At 62.4% G+C, this 13,495-nt stretch carries 14 protein-coding genes; 7 read left to right on the top strand and 7 right to left on the bottom strand.

Features of this window, described 5'->3' with window-relative positions; genetic code table 11:
* The 7 genes from OJJ21_RS04515 to OJJ21_RS04485 form a co-directional block, all read left to right on the top strand.
* Positions 1–783 (top strand): class I SAM-dependent methyltransferase (locus tag OJJ21_RS04515; RefSeq protein ID WP_297683564.1); only part of this gene is annotated, 783 nt, incomplete at its 5' end.
* 91 nt (positions 784–874) lie between these two features.
* Entirely contained in the window at positions 875–1,453 is a 579-nt protein-coding gene (locus OJJ21_RS04510; protein WP_297683562.1) for a glycosyltransferase family A protein, read from the top strand.
* Positions 1,454–1,828, top strand: coding sequence for a hypothetical protein (locus OJJ21_RS04505; protein WP_297683560.1), 375 nt, complete (start codon positions 1,454–1,456; stop codon positions 1,826–1,828).
* Complete coding sequence (locus tag OJJ21_RS04500) at positions 1,825–3,084, top strand: glycosyltransferase family 4 protein (RefSeq protein WP_297683558.1); 1,260 nt, start codon at positions 1,825–1,827, stop codon at positions 3,082–3,084. Before OJJ21_RS04505 ends, OJJ21_RS04500 begins: the two co-directional genes overlap by 4 nt.
* Positions 3,085–3,121: 37 nt before the next feature.
* On the top strand, positions 3,122–4,279 hold the full coding sequence (locus tag OJJ21_RS04495) for a hypothetical protein (protein WP_297683556.1): 1,158 nt from the start codon (positions 3,122–3,124) through the stop codon (positions 4,277–4,279).
* Positions 4,280–4,292: 13 nt separating this feature from the next.
* Positions 4,293–5,564 (top strand): glycosyltransferase, encoded by a 1,272-nt coding sequence (locus tag OJJ21_RS04490; RefSeq protein ID WP_297683554.1) that lies wholly within the window; start codon positions 4,293–4,295, stop codon positions 5,562–5,564.
* Between the two features lie 147 nt (positions 5,565–5,711).
* Positions 5,712–7,238: a lipopolysaccharide biosynthesis protein gene (locus OJJ21_RS04485; protein ID WP_297683552.1), complete on the top strand. Its 1,527-nt coding sequence runs from the start codon at positions 5,712–5,714 to the stop codon at positions 7,236–7,238.
* Positions 7,239–7,267: 29 nt separating this feature from the next.
* Here OJJ21_RS04485 and OJJ21_RS04480 read toward each other — a convergent pair whose 3' ends face one another.
* The 7 genes from OJJ21_RS04480 to OJJ21_RS04450 all read right to left on the bottom strand — a co-directional run.
* Entirely contained in the window at positions 7,268–8,206 is a 939-nt protein-coding gene (locus OJJ21_RS04480) for a polysaccharide deacetylase family protein (RefSeq protein ID WP_297683550.1), read from the bottom strand.
* 26 nt (positions 8,207–8,232) lie between these two features.
* Positions 8,233–9,570, bottom strand: coding sequence for a putative O-glycosylation ligase, exosortase A system-associated (locus OJJ21_RS04475; protein ID WP_297683548.1), 1,338 nt, complete (start codon positions 9,568–9,570; stop codon positions 8,233–8,235).
* A gap of 131 nt (positions 9,571–9,701) precedes the next feature.
* Positions 9,702–10,910, bottom strand: coding sequence for a glycosyltransferase family 4 protein (locus OJJ21_RS04470; protein WP_297683546.1), 1,209 nt, complete (start codon positions 10,908–10,910; stop codon positions 9,702–9,704).
* Complete coding sequence (locus OJJ21_RS04465; protein ID WP_297683544.1) at positions 10,907–12,118, bottom strand: TIGR04063 family PEP-CTERM/XrtA system glycosyltransferase; 1,212 nt, start codon at positions 12,116–12,118, stop codon at positions 10,907–10,909. Before OJJ21_RS04465 ends, OJJ21_RS04470 begins: the two co-directional genes overlap by 4 nt.
* Before the next feature lie 43 nt (positions 12,119–12,161).
* Positions 12,162–12,446 carry a hypothetical protein gene (locus OJJ21_RS04460; protein ID WP_297683542.1) on the bottom strand — a complete coding sequence of 95 codons (285 nt, stop codon included), beginning with the start codon at positions 12,444–12,446 and terminating at the stop codon, positions 12,162–12,164.
* The gene (locus OJJ21_RS04455; RefSeq protein ID WP_297683540.1) at positions 12,443–13,108 is read right to left on the bottom strand and encodes a hypothetical protein; all 666 of its coding nucleotides are present in this window, start codon (positions 13,106–13,108) and stop codon (positions 12,443–12,445) included. The genes OJJ21_RS04460 and OJJ21_RS04455 overlap by 4 nt, the downstream gene beginning before the upstream one ends.
* A 2-nt stretch (positions 13,109–13,110) precedes the next feature.
* Positions 13,111–13,495: asparagine synthase-related protein (locus OJJ21_RS04450; protein WP_297683538.1), on the bottom strand; the 385-nt coding region annotated here is incomplete at its 5' end.

Raw genomic sequence — 13,495 nt, 5'->3', positions numbered from 1 at the left:
CTGGATGATGTACGAAAAGACGAGTCGAGGATTTTTGGTGAGATTACGAAAAACATTCCCGGCATAGATATGCATGAACAGCAGCAGCTCGATCTGCTAGAACAGTTCTTGCCTTTCTACCAGGATATGCCGTTCGGGCCGGGCAAGCGGGACGGCCTACGATTTTTCTTCGACAATCCGGCGTATTCATACAGTGACGCCATCTTCCTGCATTGCATGATCCGGTCGCTCAAGCCGAAAAGAATAATGGAGGTCGGCTCCGGCTACTCCTCGTGCATGACGCTGGATACCAACGATATGTTTTTCGACGGCTGTATCGAAACGACATTCATCGAACCTTATCCGGAGCTTCTGAGAACGCTGATAGCCGATTCGGATCAACGCAACATCAGGATCATGCCGACGCGGCTTCAGGAAGTGGATGTCCGTGAGTTCGAAAATCTTCAGGCGAATGATATTTTGTTCATCGACTCAACTCACGTCAGCAAGATCAACAGCGATGTCAATTATGTTTTTTTCGACCTGCTGCCAAGACTGGCGTCGGGCGTTCGTATTCACTTTCACGACATCTTTTATCCGTTCGAGTATCCGAAAGCATGGGTATATGAAGGGCGCGCGTGGAATGAAATGTATGTGCTCCGTACCTTCCTGCAGTACAACAGTCAGTTCAGCATCGTGCTGATGAATACTTTTCTGTCCCATTTCCACGAGTCCTTCTTCCGCACGAAAATGCCGCTCTGCCTCAAAAACACCGGCGGGAGCATATGGCTTCGCAAGCATTGAAGCACACACCATCTGCCGGCGACCATATCCTGCGCGGCGTGGCCGGCATGGCACTTGCGGCCTTTTCGCGTTGTGACCGACTGATCCGTTGATGCAGACCGACGACCTCGCCATCGTGATACCGGCTTATCGCGCGCGCTTTCTGGCGCCTGCGCTGGCGTCACTTGCCGCGCAGACGGATCGGCGGTTTCGCGTCTATGTCGGAGACGATGCTTCGCCGGACGACATAGCGGGGCTGTGCGGCCAGTGGTCGTCGAAGCTTGATCTGGCCTACACCCGGTTTGACACCAACGCGGGCGGTCGTGACCTGGTGGCACAGTGGGCACGCTGCATAAACCTGAGCAGCGAGCCCTGGATATGGCTGTTCAGCGATGATGACGTGATCGATGCAGGATGTGTGGCGGCCTGGCGACGCACGCTGGGGCAGCACCCGGACGCAGACCTGTTTCACTTCGACGTGACGCGCATCGATGCCGGCGGCGCCGTCATACAGGATGAGCCGTCCTTTCCCGACCGACTGTCGGCGCGGCAGTTCCTGCTCGAGCGGTTTCAGTTTCAGTTGTCCAGCTACGCGCCCGATTATGTATTCAGCCGCCGCGCCTATGCAGAGGTGCAGGGGTTCGAGCGCTTTCCGCTCGCCTGGTGCAGCGATGACGCCACATGGATCTAGATGGCAGCACTCGGGGGTGGCATCCGCGCCATCCGCGGCGCCAAGGTATTCTGGCGCGCCTCCGGGTTGAACATCAGTTCCTATGCGGACAAGCGGCTTGCGGCGCAGAAGCTCGAAGCATGGGTTCAGTTTCTCGAGTGGCTGAATGCACGGCTGCCCGACATTCCGAACGAAGCGGGTGACCCGGCCGACAAGACACTGATGGAGTGGGGACGCCACTGGCTGTATCAGCAGGCGGGCATTGCGCGTATCCGATTCAGGCAGATCGAATGGCTGAACCTATCGCGCCGCCTGTCTCGACTTCGTGCCCATGGCGCAGTCGGAACCCTGTTGAGAATGATCCGGTCGGATTTCAGGAACAGACACCTAACATGAGCGCAGTTGTCATCAGCAATCGCTGGCCGGCGCCGCTGCAAACGTTTCGACACGGAACGGCGCAGCGCATGCGGCTGATGATGCGGGCCACCCAGCAGGCGGTCGGCGGCCCGCTGCATCTGCTGCTGGTCGCACCGTACGGCACGGAATGGAGCACAAGCCACGCCGATGCACTGCGCGAGGACTTTGCGCAACTGTGGGGGGTGCAGGTGGGTGCCATCGTGGTCGAGGTGGATCCGCAGCGACCTGTGGCCGGCCTGGACAGCCTGTGGCGCGGATACCTCAGGCCGGCGACCAGCATCTACCGCCAGTATGGTTATGCGCGAGTGGTGACGCCCGCCCTGCAGTCGGGCCTGGCCCGCCTGCTGGCAGAAACTCGACCTGCCGTCGTGCTCGCCCACCGCCTTCAGGCCATGGCGCTGCTGCGCCGCAGCGGCCTTGCCACACCGCCTGTGGTGTTCGACATGGACGACATCGAAAGCAAGGCTTTTGTGCGGAACATCGCCCAACCCCCGCTTTGGCGGCTCAAGCCGCTGCTGCGCCTGCAGGTGCCCGCACTGCGGCGGACCGAGGCTTGGGCAATCCGTCGCGCAGTGCGCTCCTTCGTATGTTCGGACGCCGATGCAGCAGACCTGAACCGACACCATTCGACGCAGCGCGTCCTGTGTGCGCCGAACGCCGTCAGCGCACCGCGGCCGAGCCCGCTGCCGCAGGCGCCTGCGGTCCTCATGCTGGGGACCTACGGCTATGAGCCGAATCGCGTTGGCGCCGAGTGGCTGATCGGGTCGGTATGGCCTGAAGTGATGAGGCGCCATGGCGAGGCACGGCTGGTGATCGCCGGCAACGCGTGCGACAGCATCGCCCAATACTCCGATCCGCCGCCGGGCGTCGAATTCGCAGGATTTGTAGACGACCTGGACGCGCTTTATGCGCGGACCCGCATTGTGGCCTGCCCGATTCACAGTGGTGGCGGCACCCGCATCAAGATCATCGAGGGCGCGCTGCAGGGCCGACCTGTGGTGTCCACCACACTCGGGGCGGAAGGTCTGGTGTTCAGAGCCGACGCAGGCGAAATCGTGATCGCGGATACGCCGAAGGATTTTGCCTCGGCCGTGTGCCACCTGCTCGACCACGTCGAAGCCTGCGAGCGCATCGGCCGCGCTGCGCGCCTGACCGCCCAACGGCATTATGACGAAACAGAAATCACGAGTCGCGTGGCCGATGCGATCCGTGAGGGCTGCGCCTTGAACCGGTGAGCCACAGCGCCACAGCCCTCGAACCGCCTCAGCCGACATGAACATACTGCATCTGTCCCACACGCCGCTGGTCGGAGCGCCCGGACGCCTGTGCAAGGCGATGAATACCCTGCCCGGCCATTCCGCGCGCTGGGGGGTGCTGAAGCCGGAAAACTACGGCGGACTGTCGTTTCCGCTTGATCTGGTGTGGGAACGCGACCGCGACGAAATCATCGCCCTCGCACGTGACGCCGACGTGCTCCACCTGCACAACTACATCGGCCTCGACACGCAGGACTTTGCACCGCTCGATTTTTCGCGCTTCCGCCAGGAGGGGCGTCCGATGGTGCGACACCTGCATTCGACACCGGCGCTGATTGCGCGCTTCGCCGGCCAGTCGGAGGCGGATGTGCTGGCATGTCCCATCCCGAAGCTGGTCATCGCCCAGTATCCGGAACGGTTCTATCCGTGTGCCCGCATCGTGCCGAATCTGGTCGATATTCCTGATACGCCACCGCAGGTGCGATCGGGCGCCCTCACCATCGGCTATGCGCCGAGCAACTACAGGAACGCGCGCAGCAGCCGCTGGGACACCAAGGGATATCGCGAGACCGACAAGCTGATCCGGCACGCCTGCGGGGAATTGAAGCGTGCCGGCCAGGACGTCATCTACGACCTCATCGTTGAAACGCCGCACGAGGCGTGCATGGTGCGCAAGTCACGGTGCGACATCTTCATCGACGACCTGGTGACCGGCAGCTACCATCTTAATACGCTCGAATCGCTGGCCCTCGGCTGCGCCACGCTGACCTTCATCGATCACCGGATCACCCATGTACTGACCGGCCTGCTCGGCGACCAGCGGTTTCCGGTCGTGAATACCCGGCTGGAGGAATTGCCTGCGGTGCTCGACCACCTCGCCAGACACCCGGAACTGACACGGGAGATCGGCCGGGCATCGCATCTGTGGATGCGCGAGCACTGGGACGCACCGCGTCTGCTCGACCGTTTCATCGACAGCTACCGGCAAGTGATCACGCATCCGGGCCAGCCCTTCGACCGGCGCTTCGATGACTCGATGTTCGAGGACTTCATGGCGCGCGGGCTGGATGATCTGGTGTGGCAGCAGCGTCGTGCGCTCTGGCCCCCCGAATTGCCGGACTGGATCGTCAACCTGAAGTCGACGGCCAGAAAAACCCTCGACCGATTTCGTTAGGCAGCGCCGATCCATGTCCCGGACCGAACCGACCGCGCTGGTCATCACACGAACCTGGCCGGACAAGCCGGGCGAAGCCAGCCATGGCATATTCCAGCGCCTGTCGATCTTTCTCGATGCGCTGGCCGGCCGCTTTGCATCGGTCGAACTGCTCGCCTTTCCGCCCAAATCGGCCGACACCGCACTCTTCCGGCAGGCTTATCTCGAACATTTGCGGTCGAGGTTTTCGCCACAAGTCAATCTGACGACCTGTCACCGCGAACCGACGCCGACAGTCTGGCCGATGTACAGCCGCTATCTGTCGAACGCTTTCGATGTCGACCAGCAGGACCCCTACCTTGCCATCGCCACGGCGCGCCATATCGAGGCAGTACGCAGCATGCTTGATCGCAAGCCTGATCTGATCTTTGCCCATCGTCTTCATGCCTTCACGCCATTGCTGCCGCTGTTGCGGCATGACATGCCGCCAATCGCCTTCGATCTTGACGACATCGAACATCGGGCACTTGCACGTACGATGATCAAGGCGCCTTTGTGGCCGTCGGAAAGGCTCCGGATGCTGCACGTGCCGGCAGTGATGCAGCGCGAGCGTCGAGCCATCCGCGCGAGCGCCGCCAGCTTCGTATGCTCCGCCGTAGATGCAGCGCACATGAGGGCACTGTCGGGACGCGACACGGTATTCGAGATTGCAAATACCGTTCCCGGGCCGGAGTCGGCCGTGGCTCGTCCTGCCGACCAACCGGGGCGGATGGTCGGATTTGTCGGATCGCTGATGCATCCACCCAATGCTGACGCCATCGCGTGGATGATCGATGAAATCTGGCCATTGATCCGCCGCAGCCATCCCGATGCATGCCTGCAGATTGCCGGTGCAGGCACGCAGACGCTCAACGATCAGCGTCGTTTGCCTGATGGGGTCGAGGTGGTCGGATTCGTGGACGACCTCGATGCGTTCTACCGCCGCACCGATGTCATTCTTGCGCCGCTGCGCTACGGCGCCGGCACCCGGGTCAAGCTGGTCGAGGCGGCGGCATTCAGCGCTGCCATCGTCACGACGAAACTCGGAGCGGAGGGCCTGAAACTTGACTGCGGGCGCGATCTGCTGCTGGCGGAGGACGCGCCCCAACTGGCCGCCGCGACCTGTCGGCTGCTCGATGATCCGGACTTGCGCCAGTCGCTCGGTCGGGCGGCGCGTCTGCAGTACGAAAATGAGTATGCGCGGGACCGCGTCGTGGCGTCGGTCGATGCGCATTTCCGTCAGATCCTCGACGCGCGGCGCGGGTGAAGCATCGATGCATGATGCGCTCGTCGAGTCGCCCGTCAAGCCGCTCATCGAGTCATTCGCCCAGCCCGGTGCACTGGCGACGCTGCCGCGTGTCCGGGTATCCTGCCGGCTGCAGCAGACTGTTGCCCGGGCCATGATGCCCAGCCCATGACACACGAAGGTTCCGAGGGCCAGTCGGTCGTCCGGGGTGCATGGCTGGCAATGGCGATGCGCTGGGTCGATCGGCTGGTCGGCATCGCCAGCACGCTGATCCTCGCGCGGCTTCTGGCGCCCGAGGATTTCGGCGTGATCGCGATGGCCATGCTCGTGATCGGACTGGTCGAAGTACTGTCGGATCTGGGCGTGAACATCGCCATCGTGCGCGAGCGCGAGCCGGGCGCCGTTTTTCTCGACACGGCCTGGACGCTGCGCCTGCTTCAGAACGCCCTGGTCGGCGTGACGCTTTTCGCCGTCGCACCGCTCGCGGCGGACTATTTCAATGACGTCCGCGTTGCACCTGTGCTGCAGGTGCTGTCGATTGCGTTTTTCATTTCCGGCTTCGAGAACATCGGTATCGTCGCGCTGCAGAAGGACATGCGCTTCAGCGAGGAATTCCGCTTTCTGGCGGCGCGCCGGCTGGCCGGCTTCATCGTCACGGTGACTGCGGCCTATGCCATCGGGTCATACTGGGCGCTGGTCATCGGCTATATCGCCAGCCGGTTGCTCGGCACCGCGCTGAGCTATGTGCTGCACCCGATGCGGCCGGGTTTTTCACTGAAGGCATGGCGATCGCTGCTCGGCATCTCGAAGTGGCTCATGTTGCGCAGCGTCGGCGAATTTCTGGTCAACAACCTGCATCGCCTGGTCATCGGGCGCCTGTTTCCGGCTTCGACGGTGGGGTACTACACGCTGGCGAACGAGATATCGCTGATGCCGGGGGCAGAGTTTCTGGCGCCGATGAACCGGGCACTCTTTCCGGCTTTTTCCAAGATTCAGGACGATGCGACCGCGTTGCGGCGACTTTTCATGCGTGCGCAATCGATCCAGTATCTGCTCGCCCTGCCGATCGCCGCCGGAATGGTCATGACCGCCCCCGAGGCCGTCGCCGTACTGCTCGGCGAAAAGTGGATGCGCGCAGCGCCACTGCTCGAAGTGCTGGTGATCGGCGCATCGCTGCTGGCGCTGTCATCTTGCAGCGGCTATGTGCTGCTGGTGCGCGGAAAGTATCGACACATCGCGCTGCTGACCTGGGCGCAGCTTGCGCTGTTCGTGCTCGCGCTGTTCGCGCTGATGCCCTCCGTGGTGACTGCCTCAGCGTCGTCAGCGCTGTCGCCCGAGTTGGCGCCCGATGCCGTCGCACTGGCCCGCACGATCGCTGCGGCGGTCGGTCTGGTGCTGAATGCACTGGTACTGCGCCACGCTGCGCCGATGATCCGCTGGTCGGATGTCTGCGCTGGCGTGGTACGCCCGGCGCTGGGCGTCGCCATGATGGTGACGGCACTGAGCCTGCTCACCTTGCCGGCAACGCTGCCGCCGGTGCTGGTGCTGCTGGCCAAGGCAGCCCTGGGCGCATGGATCTATAGCGCAGGCGTGGTCGTGCTGTGGTTGCTGTCGGGCAGACCCGATGGGGCCGAAACGTGGCTGCTCGGACAGCTCAGATCGCGGCTGGCGCGGGCCGATGGGGCGCGGCGCTGAGACAGCATTGCGCCGCTCGGTGCCCCGCCTCACAGGAGGTTGCGGACCATCTGGAAGCCATAGCGCGTTTTCGTGCGCGCCCAGGGTGTGAATCGTCGCAGCTGATGGGGGTCGGTGCTGCGCGTGTTGTAGCCCCAGGCGGTGGACACCGCCGCATCGAAACCGAGTGATTTGACCAGCGTGGCATGTTCGGGAAGGTAATCGTCGACAGGCTTGCCGTTCGGATACGCAAACAGCCCCACTCGTTCACCCAGAATCGCTTCGAGCTGGTCGCGGCTGTCACCGATCTGACGGCGCGCGTCGTCCAGTTCAAGTCGTGACAGGATGGGATGGTCACAGGTGTGCGCTCCTATCGTGGCACCCGAAGCGCGCATCAGCCGCAGTTGTGAGGTGGTCAGCATCAGGTCCGACGGCAGCGCGGCATGACATGCCTCGACGATGCGTGCGACCGCCTGGTCGCGTTCGTCTGATGGCAGATGCTTGATGGCGGGAATGAGGCAATCAACGGCCGCGCGCCGGTCACCGAGGCCAGCCAGCCCCAGTGTGCCCAGACCGAGCCAGCCGGCATCGATCTCGTCGGCGGCGCTGCCCCGTATCGATTCGATCAACGCGTCGTTCCACATCAAACCGCCATCGAGAAACCCGGTCGCAATGAAAAACGTGGCTGGCAGACCGCGCTTGTTCAATATCGGCAGCGCATTGAGCAGGTTGTCGGCATATCCGTCGTCGAAGGTGATGCAGGCCGCCCGGGGCGGCAACGTGCCGTGTGCAAGGTGGATGACGGCTTCGTCGAGCGGAATGACGTTGAACCATGAAGCGATCCAGGACGTGACGAGATCGAACTGACGCCGGTCCATTTCTTCCGGAAATAGCGGATCCGGCTCGGTCAGCACCCGGTGAAAGATCAGGATGCTCAGACGACCACCGTCGGCTGACGAGGCAAAATCAAGGACTGTTCTTTCAAGCATGCATGTTCAATTCGTGTGGAAGCGCCTCACGCCCGCGCTTGCGACAAATCATCGAAGCGGGGGACACCGCTGTGCAAGGCCCGCCGCGTGGTGGTGAGGTGCTGCTGGACAAGCCGGTCAGCCGCAACCATCAGCACGCATATGTAGAAGGGCATGTCCCAGTAGGCAAGGCTGAGGAACGCCCCCCCGACCGCAAAGCCCACCAGACTGACCCGTGCCATCGCACCGAGCTGTCCCGCCCACTCCACCTCCGGAATGCCCCGGGTGACCCGGGTCAGCCGGGCGCCCAGACGATAGGTGGATATCCAGAAGGTCAGATAGAGCAGCAGGCCGATGTATCCGTGGTCGCCGAGAATCTGGAAGTAGATGCTGTGTGCCACCAGCACCGTAGTCGGATCAGGTGCATAGAGCGCGTAGACATATTGAGTTGCCGTCGCAAAGCCTGCACCGAAGACCCGGTCGTTCGCGATGTTGAACGCCATCGCCCATGCATTCAGCCTTCCCTGGGCGGATTCGTCCTCTTCATAGGTCTGGATGGTGTTCATCCGCGAAAACCACTCTTCCGGCATCAGCGTGAACAGCAAGGGCGTCAGCAGCAGGAGCCCGAAGCCAAGCGCCGCCTTCGACTTGCTGCGCCACCACAGCATGGCGCCCATAGCGACAATGGCGAGCAAGGCTCCTCTGGAGTGGCTGCCGACGGCCGATGCGGCAGTCAGGACCATGCCCGCATACAAGCCGCGCTGAATCCACTTGACCGTGACCTTTCTCAATGAGGCCGCCACCGTGGCGGCCACTTCCGCCTGCTGGACCAGGAAGTACATCAGCGGAATGATCATGATGAAGGCGATCGCAATCTCGTTATTGCCGGACACGAGACTGGAGGGGGGCCCCCAGACCCGGAAGCCGCCCCCGGTGAGAATCGTGAACAGCCCCCCCTTGAAACCGAAATAGCCGATCGACAGCACGATTACCCAGACCAGCCCGATGATTTCCTCGCGCGTCCGGACCAGCGAACTCACGACGAACAGCATGCCGAAGATCTTGATCACCTCGATGTATTTCGACACGCTGGGCTCGACATGAATCGCCATCGCGGTCGTGAGGCCCATCCAGATCAGAAAGGCTGCAAGCACACCCAGCGGGAACCCCTTTGGCGCCCGGACCTGCTTTGAATTCATCAGCATGCCAAGGATGGTGACGCCGGCTGCTGCCATGGCGAACGGCAGCGAATAGGCGAAGCCCCACGCAAGCCGATGTGGATTCATCAAGCCAATCCACACCCAAAGCAAGGCACCGTAATAGGGCCGCTTCAGCGTGGCCGCTGCCGCGATGGCGAAAATCGAGCAGATTACAACGTCTCTCACGTCAGACCTCGCCTCGAACGAAACGCCACCCGTGGACGACGCACGTCAGCGTGGCGGTGGCGCTCACTGCAACACCGCCGCTGAGTGAGGATGAGAAGCGCGAGGCATCGAACCTGCCGCAGCACATCGCGTCACGGGTTCCGGTGCGCACGTACCACCTCATCAAACAGCCTTAGCTGGCCGCTGGTCGTGTCGGCCCAATCAAATTTTTCGGCGTAGGCGCGCACCGCTGCCCGATCGGGATACTCAGCGAGCAAGGCCTGCACGCTTTCAACCAGTGATTCCGGCGTTCGTTCATCCATCAGTCGCCCGACCGCCTTGCTGGTGACCACTTCAGGCGTGCCCCAGATCGAGGTGGCGACCACAGGTGTTGCGCATGCCATTGATTCAAGCAGTACGTTAGCCCAGCCTTCTCGGCTCGAACATAGCACCAGCGCGTCTGCTGCGCCGTACCAGTACTTCAGCTCACGCTGGGGCTGTGCGCCGGCGAAATGCACCCGGTCCGACACCGACAGCGCCTCGGCTAGCGCTTTCAGACGCCCCTCTTCCTGCCCTGTGCCGACAATGGCCAGCGAACAGTCGCTCAGTCGGGTGAGTGCTTCGATGGCGATGTGATGCCCTTTTCTTTCAACAAGATGTCCGACCGACAGCAGCAGTCGGCCGGCAGGCAACCCAAGGCGGGCACGGCATTCAACCTGGGCGACCGGTGCGAAGAGCGACAGGTCGACACCGTTCCGCAGCACATGCGCCTTGTCACGATTACCGCCCAGCGATACCAGTTCATCCATGAGTGCGCTGCACACGCCAATCGAGGCTGCGGCGCGGGATTCCGTCCACAGGATCCACCGCTTCGGTATCGCGTACTGCGGAATCAGATTCAGATCGGTGCCGCGCGCCGTGACGACAAACGGCTTGCCGAACCATCTGGCCAGCAGGGCTGCTGCCGCGCCGTCCGGATAGTAGTAATGGGCATCGATCAGATCGAAGTCGAATCCGTCCGCGATCAGGCGTGCGACCGAGGCGCGAGCGCCCAACGCCAGCATCAGCGGTGCAATGTTCATGCCGATCTTGGGCGGCAGGACGTAACGTGGATGACTGACCCGGACACCGTTGTGTTCCTCGAACCCAGGCGTGCCTGCCATCTTTGCCCAGTCACCGAAGGCCGGGCTGGCAAAGGGGAACCATGGCACCGGTGCCACGACGCGTACATCGACGTCACCGGTGGCCAGCAGATGGCGCAGGCGCGTCTCGACAAAGATGCCATGCGAGGGCCGCACGCTGCTCGGGTAGAGGGTCGAGAACAGCAGGGTGCGCAGTGGCCGACGTCGTAATGTCGTCACGGGTGCGACCCATTCTTGGCACACAGTCTTTCGTAGGCCGCCCGATAGCCTTCCACACTGCGCGGCCAGTTGCGCACCTGCTCGACAAATGTGCGGGCGGCACGGCGCATCGCAGGCCAGTTCTCGCGTCGATCCAGAACGCCCTCGATCGCAGCGACCAGCGCGTCAGCGCTTCCAGCCGCAAACAAGGTACCCGTCTCGCCGTGCCGGATCAGTTCCCGATGCCCGCCCACGTCCGACGCAACGAACAGCTTGCCCTGGGCCATAGCCTCGAGCGGTTTGAGCGGCGTAACCAGTTCGGTCAGCCGCATCGGATGTCGGGCATAGATCAGCAGATCTATCAGGTTGTAATAGCGCTGCACTTCGGCGTTCGGCACCCGACCGGTGAACACGATCGAGCCCTCGACGCCGAGCTGCCTCGCCTGTGTGCGCAGGGCGGCCTCCTGCGGGCCGCCGCCGACCAGCAGCAGCTTGAGTGCGGGGCGCTCGATGTGCAGGCGGGCAAACGCCTCCAGTGCAAGATCAAGGCCTTCGTAAGCGTAGAAGGAGCCGACAAAACCCAGCACTTCCACATCATCGAGGCCGAGCTGGGTGCGCAACGCCGGGTCCGGCGACTCGCAGTAGGCAAACGCGTCGACATCCACGGCATTGGGAATGACGGTGATTCTCTCGGCCGGCACGCCACGGCCAGCGATATCCTGTCGCAGGCCTTCGCATATGCAGGTCACGTGATCGGCACGTTTGAGCGCCCACGTTTCGAGCGCGCGGGTGAGTTGGTAGCGCAAGCTCCCCTCGGTCGTGGTGCCGTGATCCACGGCGGCGTCTTCCCAGAATGCGCGCACCTCATAGACGACCGGCACACCCAGGCGACGCCCAACACGCAACGCCGGCACCGCGTTGAGAACAGGCGAATGGGCGTGCAGGATGTCCGGGCGCAGTTCGCGCACCAGCGCCTCGAGACGTGTTTCGGTGGCACGCATCTGTGCCAGTTCGCGCAGCACAGGGAGCCGCGCCGCAGGAGGCACGGTCCGGTGAAAGAAGAGCCCATCCACCTGATCGACAGCGCTCGATGTGTCGCCCTGCTTCGGTGACGTGAGGTGATGAGTGTCCCATCCGAGCCGTCGCTGTTCGCGCAGTATCGCCGCAGTACGGAAAGTGTATCCGCTATGCAGCGGGATTGAATGATCGAGGATGTGCAGTACTTTCATTGACAGCGGAAGCTCAGCACCGAGCGATCAGGAAAAGCACGCCCTATATGTTGGAAAAGAGCAGCTGTGGCTGCCCGCCTGCAAGACTGCGATCCATCCCTGACTCCAGTTTCCGCCTCGCCTCGAGCACCAGTGGATTGCCTGCGACACGTCGCCAGAAATCCGGCGCATGGCGGGCGTACCAGTCGATGACCAGATCGTTCACACACGGCGGCAATTGCGACAACGGTTTTCGCTCCAGCGCCAGATGCGCTTTGAGGGCGAGATTTTCGAGCTCGCCCTGCGCCTGACGCAGACGCCGCTTGTAGACACTCGACAGCTGTTTCATCCATGAACCGGAGGGTTGATGAGGTCCCAGGATGCATCGGCGCACACGGCGATGCGATCGCTGTTCCATGTCGCATTCGGCGGATCGAAATCGAAACATGCAGCGGCCCGGATCAGCGAATCGGTTCTGTACAGCCCGAGCGGGATTTTGAAACCGGACTCGATGATCTTCGCAAACGCTTGGCTGTTCAGTGCGAAGAGGTTTCCGTGGATGCCACCATTGCGCATCATTTCCTGCCGCAGTGCGCCAGCAGACCGACCAACGGTCGGTACACCGGAGGCACCGAACGCGGCAGGACTGTCTTCAAGCGTGCGCGCAAGCGCGGAGATGGAATCGGCTCTGAGCCGGATATAGCCATCGATGAAAAATCCGATGTCCGAGTCGGGCCGGATCCTGTGGAAATACTCGTTGATCGCCTGCGCCTTGTCGCCCAGAGGGATGAACCAGATACGAAAATCGATGTTGGGCGCGCACTCGAGGGCCCTTGCATCGGCAGCCATCCGGGTTCCCAGCGCCTGATTCCCATTCACGATCAGATCCACCGCCACCGGCTGGGCGGAGCGCGCGAAACGGAAAACGGCGCTCAGACATTCGAGCAGCGTCGCGCTGTCTTCCCGCGAAGAAAAAATGGCGATTGACCAAAGGTAGCAGGACATGCGCATCGCTAACGCCTTGCCGTCACTTTCAGGAAACCGTCGAACATCAGCAGCGTCCACATCGGCGAACTGTGGTCGTGCAGTCCGGACTGATGTTCGTCACACAGCCGCTTCAGGACACCGGGATCGAACAGACCACTGTCTGACAGCACCGGCCCGGTCAACGCTTCGCGTACGCGATCCTTCAACGGGCCGCGGAACCATCGCGCCAGAGGAACGGCGAAACCCATCTTTGGCCGGTACAGCACGTCATGCGGCAACTGCGGCTCGAGGGCCTTCTTCAGCAGCCACTTGCCTTCGTTGCCCTGCACCTTGAGACGGGTCGGCAAGGTGGCCATCCAGTCGACCAGTTCGTGGTCCATCAGCGGTTCGCGCACTTCGAGCGAATGCGCC

Origin of the sequence: Ferrovibrio sp. (assembly GCF_025869515.1) — a bacterium.
Classification (GTDB): domain Bacteria; phylum Pseudomonadota; class Alphaproteobacteria; order Ferrovibrionales; family Ferrovibrionaceae; genus Ferrovibrio.
Note: the sequence above shows the minus strand (reverse complement) of the source record. Positions and strands in the feature narration are given on the sequence as shown.